The organism is Nitrospira calida (genome assembly GCF_976986435.1).
This window is the reverse complement of record NZ_OZ335950.1, coordinates 2431044-2447764: the sequence shown is the minus strand read 5'-3', so window position 1 is coordinate 2447764 and position 16721 is coordinate 2431044. Positions and strand designations below refer to the sequence as shown.

Here is a 16721-nt window from a genome sequence, read left to right as displayed (position 1 = left end):
TTTTGCAATCGGATTGAACGCATGGAACGTGGGGCGCATTTCTCAGGCCGATGCGCGGACCGCCTCCTTTCCTGAACTTCTGACGTCGTGCAGACCGAAACCTGGCTGGTCCCTTCCGATCTACCCGCATTGCAGCCGCAAGCCATCCATGTGTGGCGTGCCTCGTTGACATGTTTGACGGACACCAGCGCTCAGTTTGGGCGGCTCTTGTCGGCTGAGGAGCGGGCTAAAGCGGAGCGGCTTGTCTCCGCAGATCGGCGCGCTCAGTTCGTTGCCGCCCATGGGATTCTGAGAGTGCTGCTGGGCCGGTATTTGGGACAGGATCCGAGCACGCTGGCCTTCGGGGCTGGGCCGCAGGGCAAACCGTTCCTGCTCCTCGACGAAAGGCTTGTCGGCGATCTGCGATTCAACCTGTCGCACTCGCACGGCTCTGTGCTGTATGCCTTTGCCCGGGGTAGGGAAGTGGGAGTTGATGTGGAACGCGTTCGAGCGTGCGTTGATGTGCTCAAGCTCGCCGAACGGTTTTTCGCACCGCACGAAGCATTCACGCTCCGCGAGTGCGCTCCTGAAGAGCGGCGGCGGGTGTTCTTTACTTTGTGGGTGTGTCGAGAGGCTTGCCTGAAGACCTGGGGAGTCGGGTTAACTGTTCCGCTCAATCAGTTGGAGGTCGAACTGATTTCGAAGCAAGCAGCCGCGCGCGTCACGATCAAGAGGTCCGGTGGAGAGCAGCGGAGTTGCCAGGTGCGTTTGTTGCCGTTGGGGCAGGACTACGTGGGAGCCGTCGCAGCGGAAGGCGAGGTCTCGCCGGTTCAGTGCTGGGAGTGGATGGAGACGGAACGTCCGAGCTTCTGAGCGACAAAGACGCAGGACGGTTGTCGCTTTGGGCTAGTGAGCCGGAAGACCGGCTCGCTCGCCGAGGTCGCGTAATCGCCGGAAGAAACTCTGCATTAATTCTTGGCTTTCCCGTTCCAGGACGCCTCCAACGACCTGCACCCGGTGGTTGAGCCGGCGTTCGGCCGGAATGTTGAAGACCGACCCACAGGCTCCGGCCTTGGGATCCTTCGCGCCGAACACCAAACGGGTGATCCGCGACTGCACGATCGCTCCGGCACACATCGAGCAGGGTTCGACGGTCGCGTACAGCGTGGCGCCGGTCAGGCGCCATGTTCCCAGCCGCGTTGCGGCTTCACGGATCGCGACGATTTCGGCATGCGCGGTGGGGTCCTGCCACGCCTCCCGATAGTTGTGCACCTGTGCGACGACCTGGCCATTCAGAACCAAAACCGCGGCGATCGGCACCTCGCCCAGTGCAGGGGCCAACCTGGCCTGCTCCAGCGCCAATCGCATGAACTCGACGTCTTTCTCCGTGAATTCCGACATGCGCTCGCCCTCGATTGTCCGTTCCTGCAACCTGCCGACAAAACGCGCGGTATCTTAACACAGCCTCCTGATCAGGAGAAGCCGGCGCCTAGTTCCGATTCAACGGATGAGTGCAGGCGACCAGCGCTCCGATTCATTGAAGAAGTTCGTATCGCTCAAGCGAGCACCGCACTTTTTGGTCATGCTGAGCTGGAGCGGACAATCTTCTGCCGTTGGCGAGCCGTGCTCGGATATTATCGCTTGTCAGCGAACGGGTTTAGGTTGTGCGCGACGCTTTTCGGCACGTCAAAAGCTACGCGAAGCTGCACCGCAACATATTTTTGGACCAAGCCGCTTCGGTCCAGAGGGCGATCCTCTTCTCGATAGAAGCTTAATTCGAATTCCTGCCATCGCAGCGCCACCCCGACGATCCAGTCGATTTCCGTCGGCGCAATCTTGTTGCCCTTCTCACGGTCGGTGAACATGTTGACATCCCCGTACACGACAACCCGGTTCCTGTACAAATCGAGATCGGCGTGCGCGATGTACCGGAACAAGGCACGCCCGGTGTTGTCCGGTCGCGCGAAGTAGTTGCTGTTATGAAACAGCCAACCTGGTCCGGCATAGGCCGTGAGATTCTGATCTGGAAACATTTTTTTCCACCACGCGGATTCCTGGCCGGCCTGGTACCGAGCGGTGATGAGCGCGTCCGCATAGATTTGCTTGATGCCGCTCCGATCCAACGGCGCATCCCGCTCGTACTGGATACGCCAGCCAAATCGGTCCACCAACCCGGTCACGGCGTACGTCCCGTCCCACTCGGTCAGATTGATCCAGCCGCCTTTGCGATCGGAAAAGAAATTCTGATCGGTATAGAAGATCAGGTACTGCTTGTACAGATCGGTCTCCAGATGAAGCATGTGGCGTAAGCCCACCAACCCGGTGTTGTCCGGCCGCGCCGCAAAGCTGGGGTTCGAGACGAAGGCGGCGGTGAGAAAATATCCGCCGAACAGCGTCTCCTCCGCTTCTCGTTCCACTTCGTCCAGTTGCTCCAAAGAGGGGAGCGGTCGGCCGTATTTCTCGAGCGTCCAGCCGGGGGCGGGCTGAAGCAGGAGGAGGAAGATCGCCAGAGCGGTCAGACAGGCGGGTGCGCGCAAGGGAGATCGCGGACGGTCATGGGACACAGGCGACGAAGATCTCCTGGCACTCGTGGGTGTCGGCATCAGGATCGGGCACCGGCCGGAATTCGACACCGGTCACGCGGCCGTTCTCCACCAGGAGGGTTGCCCAGCAACCGTGATGGTAGCCCGGTTTGCTGCCCTTGCCTCCGAAGAACGACTCCTCGAACATGGCTGCCTCGCGATAATAGACCAACATGGTCGAGGCCGGCCGAGACACCTCGCGAAGCGGGTTCCCCGCGCAAGCACGAACTTGCTCCACCGGCAGGCCTACCAGCGCCTGTCCGGGCAGGTTGGCCGGAGTGCTGATCGAGTAAATGCACCCGGCTGCTAGTCCGCACAGGCCGATCAGTCCCAAGAGTCTTGGGTACCTTGCCGATATTCCGAGAGCATCCATGGGCGGAGGGCACCTATAGCAGACTCAACAGACTCTTCACAAGTAGGCAAGCGGATGATTCCGATAGCGACACATGGAGGACCTGTGCGGAGATGAAGAAGGTTCACCGCTTGAGATCGGTCTTGAAGGGCTGTCCGGGCCCATTCAGGTTGTCTCGAGTCACTTCGCGCTGTCATCGGCTGACTGAATGCCGCTTGACGCCGCAAGCTTGCTCTGTCTATAAGACCGGTATGTAACGAGTCCGGCCGTCGTGACGATGACACCGACGGCCTGAGAAAATCTTGGTGGAGGTAGCCCATGGACCCTGGCGGTAGTTGCGTTCACAGGGGCACAGTCCATTCATGGTCCGCCTCCACGTGCGAGGGCTCTCGCTTTCCTGCTTACCTTTCCTGATTCCTGGATGGCATGACGGCTCCCGCCCGGTCCGCGAAGGCGGACAGAAAGGAGTCGTCATGACGCACGCGCGCTTTTTTATCCAAGTCACGGGCTTTCGCCGAATCGTCTGCCCGGCTCTCGTGGTGGCCAGGAGACGGAATCCCGCGGGCCGGAGAATCAGGCTGATTGTCTCTGTTCTCGCTGTTGCCGGTCTGGTGTTGTATGGACAAGATGCGTCGGCCGTCCGACCTTTTGTGACGGATGATGCCCGAGTCGTCTATCCAGGACAGCTGGAGGTCGAAAACTTCGGCGGTATGACTATGGGCCGGGATCGGAAACCGGGTTTCGAGATCCGTTCATTGCAGGGCACCTCCGTCACTGATCGCTTGGAGATCATTGCGGGAGGTTTCGGGTTCCAGTATGAGAACAACACAATGACCCCGCAGGACCTCGTCTTTCAGCCCAAGTATGTCTTGTACCGTTCATTCGGCCTGGTTCCATCGGTGTCCGCCGCTGCGGCCGTCTTGGCGCCGCTCAGTGGAAACCGGCAGCTTTGGAACTCCTATCACATGATGCATGTCAGTTGGTTTCTCTTCACCCCCCAAGACAGCACTGATCCCTACGACAATGATCTGGCCATTCATGTGAACCTGGGGGCCAAAGGGCAGTATCATGCCGGGCTTGGAGGACGGTGGACGAACAAGCTTTACTGGGCCACCGGCTTTGAGGTGATGACCCCGATCAGCCGAGAACTGCGGGTGCTAGGAGAGATCTTCAACGGCGATCCGTTCAGCTTCGAAGAGGAATTCCCCGCTTATCAGGTGGGGTTCCGCTGGTACAAGACGCCGAACCTCCAGTGGGATTTTGTTGTCCGAGGAGTTCGCGATGGAGGGATTGGCTCGGGCATCGGAGCGGGCATTGAGACCGGACCGGGGTGGAACTACACGGTGCAGATCGGTCTACGGTTTTTGGTGGACGACGTCTTTCCTTTTCGCTGATGCGAGCAAACGGGATGAAGTTGAAATTGACTGTAACAGGGTTCGCCGCCGTCAAATTCCTAGGGACGACGGTGCTCAGTCTCGCCTTCGCGGGGTGCGGTCTTGATGGGGTTCGAGGAACGGTCGTCTCTGTCGAGGAAAACCGATATGTGATCCGAGATGGCAGAGGTCGGGAGTGGCACGTCCATGCGGACGAACGTTCTCACCGCGATCATGTGCAAGCGGGGGAGGAGGTTCGGGTCTACGTCACGAAAGAGGGATATGCAGCCTTTATCCAGAGGCTTCAGTAATGGAAATCAGATCGTGACGTGCTCCTGGATTAGAGTCTCACCAGCGGCCAGCCCGTTCACTCCCAACGAGATCGGGGTGTCGGGTCTTATGCAGCGAGCCGGCTTGCGGGGCGAGAAAGGGCGCACCAAGCTTACAGCCGTCCGCTGAGATAGATGGCGCCGGTCGGCTGAGGACGGCCGCCTGCCGGTTCCAAGCTGACGGCAAATTGGTTGATGCGGGAGAAGTCGGGGAGGTGCTTGATCAGCAACCGACCTTTTTGGCCTGTGTCCGGGGTGAAAGTGCCGGCGCTGACGGGCTTCTGCTCAATGGCCCAAAGTTGGTAGGTTTTACCGCCCGGGAGCGGAGGCAGGTTGAAGGCGTACAACCACGCTTTCTTTGTATCGGGATCGTATAGCAGCAGCCCGCCGGCTCCTTTCGCCAAATCGGAACCGGACAACGAGACAACCTTGACGGTCGGCATCCGTAACAGCGCGGCGATCTCGTCCTGTTGCGCCCGGACGCGGCGGAACGCGGCGCCGTGTTTCTCGAGCTGGGCCAGTTGCGCCTGTGCGTCGTCGAGTTCGGCTTCGCGGCGGATGAGGGTGTCCCGCAACTCGCCGATCTCGGCGTCCCGCCGTTCGAGTTCTTGTCGCAACTGCGCAAGGGCGGCCTCTTTCTCCTTGATCTCGCGTTGGAGCGACGCCATCTTGGCGCTTTCCCGCTGGAGTGCCGTTTCAAGCTGTTGGAGCCTCTCCGTTTCCGCCGGCGCCTGGAGGTAGAGTGTCCAGCCGACATAGCCGGCCCCGGCGACAACCAGCAGCCCGGCGAATGCCAGCACAAACCGCGCGGCGTTGGAAGGAAACGATCGCGTGGACGAGAGCGGCGGAAACAGGTGGTTCATCCATTCGCCCGGTTCGAGACTGGGCTGACTCGACCGTTTGGCTGCCTCCGGGTTGGCCGGACTTCGAGCGGCCATAATTTTCGCCTTGAGCCCGCGAGGCGGAGGCGTGGGAGCCAGTCCGTACGGCAGGAGAGCCGCCACGGCCTGGTACTCCTTCAACGCCGCGTGGCACGACGGGCAGCCGGACAGCAAATGCGCCTCGAACGCCTGCCGGTCCGTGCGTTCCAGCGCGCCGACCGCGTATAACGGGACCGCTTCTTCGAATTCTTCGTGGATCATCGAGCCTCACCTTGAGAAGAGCATCCTCTCAAGGCCGCGCGCAACTTGTTCATACCGAGCTTGATCCTGGTCTTGATCGTTCCCACGGGTTGATTCAATCGGGCGGCGATGTCGGTATGGGACAATCCCTCGTAATAGGCCAACTCCAGCGCCTGCCGTTGGGCTTCGGGCAACTCAGCCAACGCCTTGCCGACGGCATTCCGCAACTCATGGTCCGCTTGGATTTCGAACGGGTTCGGCGACTGATCCGGCAGATGGTCCAGAGACGGCTCCGTCGAGTCGACCCCGGGAGGGGTCTTTGAGGCTCGTGCGCGCAACCGGTCGATCGCGCGGCTCCTGGTGAGCGTGACCAGCCAGGCCATCGGCGTTCCCCGCCCAACATCATACCGAGCGACCTTCCTCCAGATCTCCAGGTAGATGTCCTGAAGCAGTTCGGCCGCTTCGTCCCGGTTCCCCAGAATGCGAAGGGCCAGCGTGAACAACAGCGCGCTGGATTGATCATACAGTTGGCTGAACGCCTGGTGATCTCCCTTGACCACCTGGGCCATGAGCTTCGGGTCGATCACCGATGAGGCGTGTCGGGATGAGGTGTCCATGAAGACCGGTGGTGAGCGGGAACAAACCGTCCTAAATAATACAAGGGACACGCCTCAATCATAACATTCTACGTTCGAAACCGACAAAAAGATGCGTGGGGAACATCGGGTGAAGCAACAGAAAATTTTCAACCGAACGAACGACCCCTGGCGGATCTTGGGTAAACGCCGGGTTGGAGGCCGGGCTCTCTCTCAATCGGCTGTTCCTCGGGAAGCAGGCCGGCTTCCAGGCGCCGGGTTAACTTGTAAAGGATCTGCTCCAAACCGAGGTCCTTGACGAGCGGCTGGATACATATCTTGCCGGCGGCCGGATCGCACGCGCCGAACACATAGGAGCCGAGGCGGACTTCCAACCGTACGCCTTCCCCGGCGGGCGTTGGGCGAAGAAGCAGCGTCCTCTCGATTCCAGCGAGACGGAATGTCTCACGGTGGACGGCGGGGATAGCCAGAAGGGAGTGAAGCCGGGACCGGGTGATGAGATGCACACGCGTCGCGTGTCGGACCAACCAAGACTGCAGGGCGCAGCCGCAAGGGCTGTGATGCAATCGCTGCCACACGGCTACGGCCCATCGGCGCCGGGCTGTCTTCCAAGCCGTGAAAAACCGGTCCAGCCACAGCCGTAGCCGCGCGGCCACGGTCGGTGTGGCCGGTCGGCCGAGTGCTACCCGTTTCCCCCGCCTGTTGATGGCACGGACCTTCGCCAGGACATCGGACAACGGGACGGCTTCACCGAATCCTCCCGACCGTTCTCCCGCCGTGAAAATTTCGCCCGGTCCGCCATAACCCGTTACGCGATGACAGACGAGGACATTGTCGCGGCGAAAGACGACGATATCTCCCGGACGGACCTCGCGCGCCTCCTCAACTTCGAGCACATCGCCTTTGTGAATGGTCGGAAACATGCTCCAGCTTGCGACCCTGAGCTGGATCAGCGGGATTCCGAGCGGGGAAGCCAGAAGAGACCGGAGATCGGCCGGCGATCGGAACGCCGCTGTGTGGTCGAGGATGAGACGCCGGATCATGGTGATGCAGGGGTCAACTCAGGCGCGTCATCAAACGCGCCAGGATGCGGCCGGTCAATACCCCGGCTTGACGGATTAAATGGAACGCACGGAAGATGCGGATCATCGTGGGCCGCGAGGCCGCCGGGTCGCCGTAACGGGAGGCAAGAAATGCCGGCGACGGCCAAAAAGCGCGGCGAAGCCATGCGGCCTTCCGACCCGGAGGTCTCGTGAGGAACAGCAACAAATGGCCGAGTCCCTCGATGGGCTGCGTTCCCACCAATCGGTGTAGGAACCAGGCCAACAGGTGTTCCCTAGCGCTGGACGGAGCCAACCGCCTGAGCACCCGTTCCGGCACGAGGACGTGCGGGTTCTTCCGACAGGCGAAGGACAGACCGTGATACAGGGGAATCTTCAAGTGGTGACGGATCGCCTCCGCAACCACAGTTTCCCAATTGACCCGCTCTTTTTGGGTCAGGAGGGCCAGATCCGTGCAGAACGAGGGAAGGAAAAAGCCTCGATGGACGACGCTATAGGCCGTCAGGTACAGGAGCAAATCCTGCGCATCCAAGCACAGCATCGGAAGCCCGTGCAGCGTCCGGCGCACGGCCCGTTCCCAGAAGCCGGTTTGATTGTCCGCGTACCATACCGCGGTCGTGATGTCCAAGATGAGTCCGCCCTCCGGTGACACATAGGCGGGATTGCCGTCGATAAGGCGGTGAAAACCCGAGGCTCTCAGAAGGCCATCGATCGTGCGCAGATCCTGTTCATGGACCAAGAGATCGACGTCGGTGATCGGCCTGAGGCCGCGGACGCCATAGAGACGGGAGAGTAGGTCGGCGCCTTTCAGGACAATGAAGTCGATCCCGCCGTCGTGGAAGAGCCGCCCGACCTGGACAAACCGGTCGAGTACGCATTTGTTGACGAGGCTGACCCGGGAGTAGGCCTCAGCCAAGTCGTCGAGGGTCGAGAGGCGCATGGGCTTGTTTCTCCAAACGGGCCCACTCCTTGAAGTGGGGAAGGCACACGCTCATCTCGCCGGTCTCCAGCCACGCGTCGCTCCGGCCTTGGCGGCAGTACGACCGCACGTCGCAGGTCGGACATTGGTACTGCGCACTTGGCTCAGCCCGGTCCACGGTCTGCTTGAGGACCTCCCATCCCTCCCGGACGGTCCCCCTGCGCAGATCGTAGTTCGGTATCGGGAACGCCGTACAGAGATTCATGCCGCCGTAGGGGGTGATGGCGAATCGACTACGCCCGCAGGCGCAGTCGATGAACCGGTCATTCGACGGGCGGGGATCCTCGATTCGCGAGCCGAGATGGCGGAGTAACCTGGTCCGATCGATCGCGATCTTGTCTTCGGCACCGAGACGGTACTGGAGAGGAGTCCTGTCGCCGTCGGTCCTGGGCATGATGTCCAAGGAATATTGGAATGTCCAGCCATAGGGCTCGATCAGCTTCCGGCAGGCCTCAACCTCCGCAGCATTCACCGTCGTCACCGGCATGCGGACGAAGACCGGCAGGGGGAGGGCGGCCAGGTGATGGAGTCCGTTTCGAAAGGCGGCATACGATCCTGCGACGCCGGTCATCCACTCGTACGTCGTCTCCGTCGCGCCGTAGATCGATACGATGATCCGGTCCACGCCGTATTCTTCCAAGACATCGATGATCCTCGGCGTCACGCGCGTGGCGTTGGTCAGGATGTGCACGACGAATCCCAGTCGACGGGCAGACCGCAGGATGTCCGCGAAGTCCGGCCGGGTCAACGGTTCTCCGCCGCTGAACGTCAGATGCAGCACGCCGAGTTCCGCCGTTTGCTCGAGGATCATGCTGACCTCTTGCGTGGTCAGCTCGTGCGGCAGCGCCCGGTGGGTCGGGTTGTAACAGTGCAGGCAGCGGAGATTGCACCCGTACGTCAGCTCAAAGGTGACGGCTTCGGGCCGTCTGGCCTCGACGGATCGGTGCGAGAGTGACGTGAAGAAGTCCTCAGCCGTCAGGGTCTTCATCGTGCGACCCCCGACGATGGGATACCGTCGGTCTCCAGGTAGTCGACGACATCGGGGGTGTTGAGAAACGCCAGGTCGGCGCCTCCCACCCGTTCGGCCAGTTCCGACAAAAACGACAGGGCTCCCTCCAATCCCTCCCGATCCCACAGCGGGAGCACGCACTGGCCGAGCAGGAATCGAAAGAGAGCCGGTGCACTGAGTGGCGTCATGCTGTGGCGGTCTTGCCCGTGCCGGACACAGTACACCCTCGACAAGGGGCCCGAGTTGTGGGCGGCGAACCGGCCCGATCCCACCCACGGCGTGCCGTGCAGCATGACGCCGTGCCCGTGCCGGCGGAGGATCGTCCGTTCGTCGCTCAACACCGTGGCTCCACGGGCAGCGTACCAGCCCGAGAGGGTCGACTTGCCGGCTCCCGATGGGCCGGTGAACGTGACGCCGCCCGCCGACGTCAGGACTCCCGCAGCATGGAGGAGCACGCCGCCGTCGCGGGCGAGCCTCGTGACCAGACAGACTTCCACGAGCGGGTTCAGGATCTGGACGGGAGACCAGCCGGAGGTGCCTTCGACGGTCTGCTCGGTGATCCAGGTGTGGACACGGGAGAACGACGCGTCGATCCACGAGCGGCTTCGGGGTGCAAAGGTTTGGGTGTCCAGGGCTTCCAGCATGTAGCCTGACTGGCTCTCATACAAGGCCCAGAGCCCGTGGCAGGCGTCAAAGCGCAGGCTTCTCTCGGGGAAATCCGGGAGGGCGCGGACCAGCGTGACGGTCACGTGAAGATCGACGTGACGGTCCAAGGGTTCAGCGGCCTGAATGACGAATGCGGCGAACGGGTTCGCAGGCCAACTGATCAGAGGACAGTCGTCTCGCTCCTCCAGCCGGACCCTGTAGCCTCCGATGTCGAACTCAATGATCATCGTCGAACAGCCGCCGCAAACCATTAAGGCCGCGACATCAGGCGGAACGAGTGTCTGCTCACCATTGAGCTATGGCTCAGGACGGTCGCAGCCCGCTGTCAGACCCGCCCGCCGTTGCGTTTCGCTTGCACCCGCCCATTCGACAGAACACGTCGAGCCCTCCGGCCATCGGATTGCTGGACATCAGGCTGCACTGGCTCAAGATGGCCTGTTCCTGGTTCAGCTCGATCCGATAGAGTTCGGGCGTACTGTACGGTTTTTTTTCGTTCATCGGGTGACCGGGCTCCTTTCTCTCCGTTCTTCCCGGCGCAGCGGCTGGATCAACGTCCGGCCCAGGGTCCGTTCGGCGCGCGCCAAGGCCACGTCGCAGTCATAGGGGATCGGGGCCTCGGCGCGTCCACATTCGCGGCGGGCTTCCGAGGGTTTCTTCTCGCAGAAGGCAAACACCTGACAGGTGAAGCAGGGGGAGGACTCATGATATCGGCTGGCGTGGATGGCCGCGAAGACCTTGTCGATGGCGTCGCGCAGCGGGTATTCCCGGAGAGAGACCCGGTGCTCGTACTCCATCGTACAGGCGCCCAACTCGCCCCAGGCGTTGATGTGAATGGCGTCTGTGCCGCACCCGCAGCGGTACAACCGGTCCGTGGGCGGGGCTGATAAGTCGGCGGAGGTCGAACAAAGTTCGTCACCGTCGCAGGTACGGTCATCAGCGTGCTCCAAGGCGGCGACATCCTCGGGGGCCAGCCTGAATTCGAGCGGCGACAGGTCGCCGTTCAGGCGTGGCGAGAGGGCGGTGGTGAACACGAACCTCAGGCCCAAGGATTCGACGAATTGCCGGATCACGGGGAGTTCGTCTTTGTTCCACGTCATGGCCTTAGTTCTGAGGGTGAACGGCAGGCCGCTGTCTTTGAGCAGGGCGATCCCCTTCATGAAGGCCCGGAACGATCCCGGCACTTGGGTGAAGCGATCGAAGGCGAATTCATTCACTGAATGGCAGGAGATGTCGATCGAAAACGGCGGTCTTTGTCGCAGCCGTTCGATAGTCGCTGGGGTGAACAGCGTGCCGTTCGTATAGAGCTGCAAGAGGAATCCCTTGTGGTAGGCGTCCTCGTAGATGTCCCAAAAGCGAGGGTGCGTGAAAATCTCGCCGCCGGTGAGGTTCAGCCACAGGATGCCCAGGGTTGCCATTTCCTCCAACAGGCGTTCGATCTCCAGCAGGGTCAGCTCGCGGGGGAACCAGTCGCGATGGTTATAGGGATCGGTGTAACAGTGGCGGCAGTGGAGATTGCAGCGGTACGTCAGCTCCAGTTGCGCTTTGATCACCCGGCGGGTACGGGCGGCGCGTTCGTGGACGCGGCGGCTGAAGTCCTTGTATTCCTGCGATGGAAGCGCTTGGGGGTCACGCATGGCTGGCGGTCGGTTGAAGAAGGTGAGCGGACGGTTGAGCCTTCCAGGGACAAGCGAAGGTCGGCAGATGCCGATAGAAGCCTTCTTTGAATGAGCCCTGGCGGAGATCGTAGCTCTGGGCGCGGTTCCCCGAACACAGTTGCAGTCCGCCGTAGGCGTCGATGTGAAAGGTGCGCATCCCGCTCCGACACGGCGTCGGAGGCGCAGCCTGCTGCCGGCAAGCTTCCTGCCAAAGATCCGGATCCCCGCGGTTCAACTCGTCCCGTTCGACCGGTGAAAGCGCATACCGAAACGGCCCTTCCCCGCCGTCGAGTGCAGGTCGCAGGTCCTCGCCGAGCGCGTATCCCACGCCGAGGTCCTGCGCGTACCGTTTGATGTCCATGATCTCGTGCTGATTGACGGTCATGGCCGTCGTCTTGAGGAGCAGCGGGAGTCCTCGTTCGCGCAGCAGCTGGATCGCGGTCAGACACTTCCCGTGCGAGCCTCGACCCTGGGTGACCTGTTCAAACGTCGCTTCAGTGAGTCCGTGCAGGCTGATTTCGATGCGATGCGGGGGCAGCGCGGCGAGGCGGTCGGCCACGTCTTCTGTCACCAACGTGCCGTTGGTGAACAGGGTGACAAGGAATCCCGACGCCACGGCATGGTCGTAGAGCGTAAAGAAATCCGGACGCGCAAGCGGCTCCCCGCCGGTGAGGCACAATTCCAAACAGCCCGCCTCGGCCAATTCGTCCATGATGCGGAGGATTTCCGGCGTCGTCAGTTCGTGCCGAATAGCGTCCGGCCGGTTGCAACAATCCGTGTAACACATGACGCACCGCAGGTTGCACCGGCAGGTGATCTCCCATTGGCAGGAATAGGGGTAGCGTTCGGGCAGCGTGTTCAGCGTTCTGACATCACGCATCGGCAGCGACAGAGCGCTCCTGAAGGGCGTTGATCGACAGCAGATCATCCACCAACGTCGCGAAGTCCTTCACGACTTGATCGGGTGCCGCAGCATACTCTTCGCAGAAGTCCGCAACGATGTCCTGCACGGTTCGCACGCCGTCGATTCGTCGCCACAACGCGGCGCCTGTTTCGTTCAGGACATAGATGCATGGGGGGTCGCTCAGTTTGCGACGGATGGGGACCAGGATGCATTCGCCCGCGACATCGCGTTGCACGAAGTCCGGGCTCTTGATGTAGACCTTTTTCATGAGGGGAAGGCGCGCTAAAGATAGCAAATCCGCTCAAAGCCCGCCAGTGCTATTTCTTCGCCACGACCGCAAACCCCCGTTTCCAGTCCAGCTCGCGGATGAGTACTCCGGTTTCTTCCAGTTCCTGCCGGACTTCCTGTTCCGTCTGAAACGCATGGAGGAAATGGCCATGGGGGCACGTGTCGCCCGGTTGGTAGGCGGGATTCGCTCCGGGCAGTCGGGCAAGCCGGCGGGCCAGGGCTTCGCGGAGACGGGTCATCCGCGCCTGCGGCTTCTGTTCGGTCAGGAAACTCAGCACCGCCAATCCCTCGGGCGCCAGCACACGGAACAGGTCGTGAAGCCACATCTGCCGCTGGGCCTTGCCCGGGATGGCGCTGTACATGGCGCTCGCCAGCAGCGCAGCGTCAAAGCTCGTGGGACGAAAGGGGAGCGCGCGCAGGTCAGCCCGGACGAACTGAATGCTGTGCCCGAGGATCCGGGCCGCATAGGCCGCCGCGGCGAGCGCGGTCGCGTCGGTATCGATCCCGACCACGGATAGCCCCCGCCGGGCCATGGCGAAGGCCTCGCGGCCGAGCCCGGCTCCCAGCGCCAGCAGGCGACCGTGGGCAAGGGAGTGGCGATCTGCGACTTCTCGTTCCCAGGGCTCCAGTTCACAAAAATGGGGCTCGTCGACCGGGGCGGTGACGGTGGATGAATAGGACCGTTGGTAATGTCGCTGGGTCAGGCGGGCTAACTCGTCAGGCGTCAGCAAGGCCGGCAGCAGTCCGTGGAGCAACAGGGCCAGCCGTTGTACCAATCCGCCGGTCCGTTCGAGGATGTGCGCGGCGAGCTGTATCAGAAGACCGAAAAGAGGCAAGGCATGCCTCACAGGTATTGGGTGAGGATCTCCGCCGCGTCGGCCGCTCCCATCGGTTGTGGCGCCGGTGCTGGCGGTTCGGGGGCTGCGCACGCCGCGTCCAGGGCTTTTTCCCACCGGCCGGCCGAGAAGTCGTCCATGGGCAGTTCGGCCCCGCGCCCGTAGCGGTGCAGAAAATCCACCAACGGCCCTTCGTCGGGGAAATTGTAGCGCCGTACGTAGACCAGCGGCTTGCGATGCGTGACAGCTTCGACGACCGTGCTGTAGCCCGGCTTGCTCACCACCAGATCGGTCGAAGCCAGAAGAATGTTGAACCGGAAAGGAAGTGGCGCGGCGGCATGAATTCGTGAGACGGAGGCAGGCACGGATCCATCGAAAATAAAGCGATAGCCGGCCATCGCTTCCAACCGCTGAAATGGCAGCGAACTCAGCGGGACTCCGCCGAATCCCACCAGCACCAGCCGTTCCTCTGAAGAGGCTCCAACGGCTTGCCGGAGTGCCGCCGGCTTCGGCTCCGAAGCCTGGGCGATCGGACCGATGTCCACGATCCGACGGAAGGCATCCATAGGCAAGCCAGGCATGGCGCGCAGCAGCACATCAGCCGCTGCATACGCACGGCGGATCCGGTCGATGAGGGTTTGATGTTCCTCGCTGTTCCGGTCCGCGAATTTGGCCAGCACCAGGTCCCAACTCAGAGAGCCGAGCGCCACGGTCGGCACTCCGGCCTGTGCGCCAGCTGCAGTGGCCAGGTAAGAGATATCGGAAAGGACCAGGTGCGGCCTGGCGGCGCGGATTGCGCGGACTTCCGCGTCGAGCTTCGCGTCCCATGAGCGGTGAAACCGGCCATGCTCGCTCCACGTAGCGGCCGCGTCGATTTTGAGGGGACCGTGTTGCACGCACCCGATGTCCTGTTCAGCCGGGCGCAACTCCCAGTCGAGATGGAGGCGGCCTTCGAAAAACGATGCGGGAACCGTCGTGCGGAGGATAGCGGATAGGCGTGGGACTCGTCGGGCCAGTTCATTGAGAACGGGAAGCACCTGGGCGGCGTGCCCATAGCCATGTCCGGAGATCGAACACCAGATGAGCGGCATGAATTCCCGCCTGAAACGCGAAAGGTTTGCCTGACGCCTAGCGGATTAGTCGCCTGATCCGAGATGCTCGATCGGCGCGATGTTGTACTGCAGTTCCAAATCGAACTCCTCGATCAACGCGTTGGCGGCTTCGCGGCCAAGGTCTCCGCGGACCTCTTTGATCACCAGGTCGATCGCCATGCCGGCGTGCGGGCCGAACTGGCTGATCGCCGCCTCGATGCGTTGACGCGCCTCTTCCTGGGTCATGGCGGAGTCTCCGTTCGCCTGTGACTTGAGTCCATCGCCGGCAACAGGTTGTGTGCCTCGCGGTTGGACCGCCCGAACCGCGCGGCATCATACCACTGGCGGGGAGGAGAGGAAAGTTCATCTCGGCTCAACCGGTGACAGAGCTGCGACCACCGTGTTTTAATCGAGCGATCAGTCCCGCCAGCCGTTCCGAGTCGGCTGTCAACTGCGGGAAGGCGAGGCGGGTGTCGAGCACGATGACGCGTTCCAGGCAGCGGATCGCAGAGACTTGATCGCCGGTGGCTTCGTACAGGTCGGCCAGTTGTCGGAGGGCCGCGGCTTCGCCATGGGGATTGCCCAGCTTCACGAAGTGCTCCGCCGCGTTGTTGAAGCATGTTTCCGCCTGCGGAAACCGCTCAGCTTCCAGATAGGTCTTGCCGAGTTGGCTGTAGGTGACGGCCAGTCCTTCTTCGTTGCCGATCAGGCGGTGGAACTCCAGCGCCTGCTTAAACGCTTCGATGGCGTCGTCGATTCGCCCTTCCGCGGCCTCCAGCAGCGCCACGTTGGACAACAGGATTCCCAGCGCGCGGTGGTCCCCAAGTGGACGGAGCACGTCGAGCGCTTCGAGGTAGTAGGGACGGGCGCGCTCCGGATGTCCCGAGTCCATCTGAAGATTGCCGAGGTTGACCAACGTCTGGCCGATGGCGTTCCAATCTTGTTGACGACGCTGGATGGCCAGCACTTCCCGGTAGCACTGCTCCGCGGCGGCAAAGTCTTTCAACATGGCGCAGACATTGCCGAGGTTGCCCAGCGAATCGGAAAGTTCGCGTTCCGTGCCTAGTCGGCGATCGTCCTGGACGGCCTGTTCATAGCAGCGGCGAGCCTGGGCGAGGTCGCCGCGGTGAAGGAAGATGCGCGCCCGGTGTTTATCGGCTTCCGCCATGGTGGCTGGCACTTGAGTCGCCCGTGGCAGGCTGGTATCTTGAGCGCCCAGCGCCGGGGATGCAAGGTCCTCGTGTGGGAATTGGATCGCGGAGGTCGTCATGGTCATCAAACACTACGCGGACGTCAAACCGAACGCCTATGCCGACGTGCCTGAGGGAGTCGAGATGCGCGAGATGATCACGGAGCGGGATGGAGCCCCGCGTTTTGCCATGCGGGTGTTCGACGTGAAACCGGGCGCCGGTACTCCGCTCCACACGCATGAATGGGAACACGAGGTCTATATCCTGAAGGGAACGGGGAAGGTCCGCACGGAAAACGGGGATACGCCGTTCGCTCCCGGGGATTCGGTCTACATTGCCCCCAACGAGAAACACTGTTTCATCGCCGACCCCACTGCTCCGGTGCAGTTCATTTGCGTGATTCCGGCGAAGAACCAGTGCCGACTCTAGCAGGATGCTGAAAAAGTCCGCCAGCTTTGTTCTCGCATCGCTCAGAGGCTCAACGTACGGCAACGAGTATGCCTCGCCTCTTCGCTCGCTGCGGCCGCGCTGGACGGCCTTTTTGAGCATCCTGCGCGGCATCTTCTCCTTGTCTGAGACCTGTGTGCCTGTGACACCTCCAGGGGGCGAAACGAGTTTTTCCGCAGCCTGCTAAAGGGGGTCAATAGTCAATCGTCAACCGTCAATCGCATGAACGACCGAGCCGTTGACCTCACGGTTGACACATGACG

At 61.9% G+C, this 16721-nt stretch carries 21 protein-coding genes; 4 read left to right on the top strand and 17 right to left on the bottom strand.

Going from position 1 to position 16721, the window contains the following annotated elements:
* The first annotated feature begins 165 nt into the window (after nucleotides 1-165).
* Nucleotides 166-852, top strand: a complete 687-nt coding sequence (locus tag ACWHTU_RS12010) for a 4'-phosphopantetheinyl transferase family protein (RefSeq protein ID WP_447859605.1) — start codon at nucleotides 166-168, stop codon at nucleotides 850-852.
* Nucleotides 853-885: 33 nt separating this feature from the next.
* Here the strand turns inward: ACWHTU_RS12010 and tadA are convergent, their stop codons facing one another.
* From tadA to ACWHTU_RS11995, 3 genes are all read right to left on the bottom strand, one after another.
* Nucleotides 886-1380, bottom strand: coding sequence for a tRNA adenosine(34) deaminase TadA (gene tadA, locus ACWHTU_RS12005; protein ID WP_447859604.1), 495 nt, complete (start codon nucleotides 1378-1380; stop codon nucleotides 886-888).
* Between the two features lie 233 nt (nucleotides 1381-1613).
* Nucleotides 1614-2516: a hypothetical protein gene (locus ACWHTU_RS12000; protein WP_447859603.1), complete on the bottom strand. Its 903-nt coding sequence runs from the start codon at nucleotides 2514-2516 to the stop codon at nucleotides 1614-1616.
* Nucleotides 2517-2532: 16 nt separating this feature from the next.
* Complete coding sequence (locus ACWHTU_RS11995; RefSeq protein ID WP_447859602.1) at nucleotides 2533-2895, bottom strand: hypothetical protein; 363 nt, start codon at nucleotides 2893-2895, stop codon at nucleotides 2533-2535.
* 491 nt (nucleotides 2896-3386) lie between these two features.
* On the opposite strand from ACWHTU_RS11995, the gene ACWHTU_RS11990 reads away from it, so the two are divergent.
* Both ACWHTU_RS11990 and ACWHTU_RS11985 read left to right on the top strand, forming a co-directional pair.
* On the top strand, nucleotides 3387-4307 hold the full coding sequence (locus tag ACWHTU_RS11990; protein WP_447859601.1) for a hypothetical protein: 921 nt from the start codon (nucleotides 3387-3389) through the stop codon (nucleotides 4305-4307).
* A gap of 14 nt (nucleotides 4308-4321) precedes the next feature.
* The gene (locus tag ACWHTU_RS11985; RefSeq protein WP_447859600.1) at nucleotides 4322-4597 is read left to right on the top strand and encodes a hypothetical protein; all 276 of its coding nucleotides are present in this window, start codon (nucleotides 4322-4324) and stop codon (nucleotides 4595-4597) included.
* Between the two features lie 131 nt (nucleotides 4598-4728).
* On the opposite strand, the gene ACWHTU_RS11980 is transcribed toward ACWHTU_RS11985, so the two are convergent.
* The 14 genes from ACWHTU_RS11980 to ACWHTU_RS11915 form a co-directional block, all read right to left on the bottom strand.
* On the bottom strand, nucleotides 4729-5757 hold the full coding sequence (locus ACWHTU_RS11980; protein ID WP_447859599.1) for an anti-sigma factor domain-containing protein: 1029 nt from the start codon (nucleotides 5755-5757) through the stop codon (nucleotides 4729-4731).
* Nucleotides 5754-6353, bottom strand: a complete 600-nt coding sequence (locus tag ACWHTU_RS11975; RefSeq protein ID WP_447859598.1) for a sigma-70 family RNA polymerase sigma factor — start codon at nucleotides 6351-6353, stop codon at nucleotides 5754-5756. Before ACWHTU_RS11975 ends, ACWHTU_RS11980 begins: the two co-directional genes overlap by 4 nt.
* A gap of 128 nt (nucleotides 6354-6481) precedes the next feature.
* Entirely contained in the window at nucleotides 6482-7375 is an 894-nt protein-coding gene (locus tag ACWHTU_RS11970) for a S24/S26 family peptidase (protein WP_447859597.1), read from the bottom strand.
* 13 nt (nucleotides 7376-7388) lie between these two features.
* Nucleotides 7389-8333: a nucleotidyltransferase family protein gene (locus tag ACWHTU_RS11965; protein ID WP_447859596.1), complete on the bottom strand. Its 945-nt coding sequence runs from the start codon at nucleotides 8331-8333 to the stop codon at nucleotides 7389-7391.
* Nucleotides 8302-9360: a radical SAM protein gene (locus ACWHTU_RS11960; protein WP_447859595.1), complete on the bottom strand. Its 1059-nt coding sequence runs from the start codon at nucleotides 9358-9360 to the stop codon at nucleotides 8302-8304. The genes ACWHTU_RS11965 and ACWHTU_RS11960 overlap by 32 nt, the downstream gene beginning before the upstream one ends.
* On the bottom strand, nucleotides 9357-10274 hold the full coding sequence (locus ACWHTU_RS11955) for a hypothetical protein (protein WP_447859594.1): 918 nt from the start codon (nucleotides 10272-10274) through the stop codon (nucleotides 9357-9359). The genes ACWHTU_RS11960 and ACWHTU_RS11955 overlap by 4 nt, the downstream gene beginning before the upstream one ends.
* Before the next feature lie 76 nt (nucleotides 10275-10350).
* Entirely contained in the window at nucleotides 10351-10545 is a 195-nt protein-coding gene (locus ACWHTU_RS11950; RefSeq protein WP_447859593.1) for a hypothetical protein, read from the bottom strand.
* A complete protein-coding gene (locus ACWHTU_RS11945) occupies nucleotides 10542-11681 on the bottom strand; it encodes a radical SAM protein (RefSeq protein ID WP_447859592.1) in 1140 nt (379 codons plus the stop codon). The genes ACWHTU_RS11950 and ACWHTU_RS11945 overlap by 4 nt, the downstream gene beginning before the upstream one ends.
* Entirely contained in the window at nucleotides 11674-12582 is a 909-nt protein-coding gene (locus tag ACWHTU_RS11940) for a radical SAM protein (RefSeq protein ID WP_447859591.1), read from the bottom strand. The genes ACWHTU_RS11945 and ACWHTU_RS11940 overlap by 8 nt, the downstream gene beginning before the upstream one ends.
* Nucleotides 12575-12874, bottom strand: a complete 300-nt coding sequence (locus ACWHTU_RS11935; protein WP_447859590.1) for a PqqD family protein — start codon at nucleotides 12872-12874, stop codon at nucleotides 12575-12577. The genes ACWHTU_RS11940 and ACWHTU_RS11935 overlap by 8 nt, the downstream gene beginning before the upstream one ends.
* Before the next feature lie 49 nt (nucleotides 12875-12923).
* Nucleotides 12924-13730: a class I SAM-dependent methyltransferase gene (locus tag ACWHTU_RS11930; RefSeq protein WP_447859588.1), complete on the bottom strand. Its 807-nt coding sequence runs from the start codon at nucleotides 13728-13730 to the stop codon at nucleotides 12924-12926.
* A gap of 8 nt (nucleotides 13731-13738) precedes the next feature.
* Nucleotides 13739-14821: a hypothetical protein gene (locus tag ACWHTU_RS11925; RefSeq protein WP_447859587.1), complete on the bottom strand. Its 1083-nt coding sequence runs from the start codon at nucleotides 14819-14821 to the stop codon at nucleotides 13739-13741.
* Nucleotides 14822-14866: 45 nt separating this feature from the next.
* On the bottom strand, nucleotides 14867-15067 hold the full coding sequence (locus tag ACWHTU_RS11920) for a hypothetical protein (protein ID WP_447859586.1): 201 nt from the start codon (nucleotides 15065-15067) through the stop codon (nucleotides 14867-14869).
* 127 nt (nucleotides 15068-15194) lie between these two features.
* Nucleotides 15195-16091, bottom strand: coding sequence for a tetratricopeptide repeat protein (locus tag ACWHTU_RS11915; RefSeq protein WP_447859584.1), 897 nt, complete (start codon nucleotides 16089-16091; stop codon nucleotides 15195-15197).
* On the opposite strand from ACWHTU_RS11915, the gene ACWHTU_RS11910 reads away from it, so the two are divergent.
* The gene (locus ACWHTU_RS11910; RefSeq protein WP_447859583.1) at nucleotides 16090-16440 is read left to right on the top strand and encodes a cupin domain-containing protein; all 351 of its coding nucleotides are present in this window, start codon (nucleotides 16090-16092) and stop codon (nucleotides 16438-16440) included. The genes ACWHTU_RS11915 and ACWHTU_RS11910 overlap by 2 nt on opposite strands.
* Nucleotides 16441-16721: the final 281 nt, after the last annotated feature.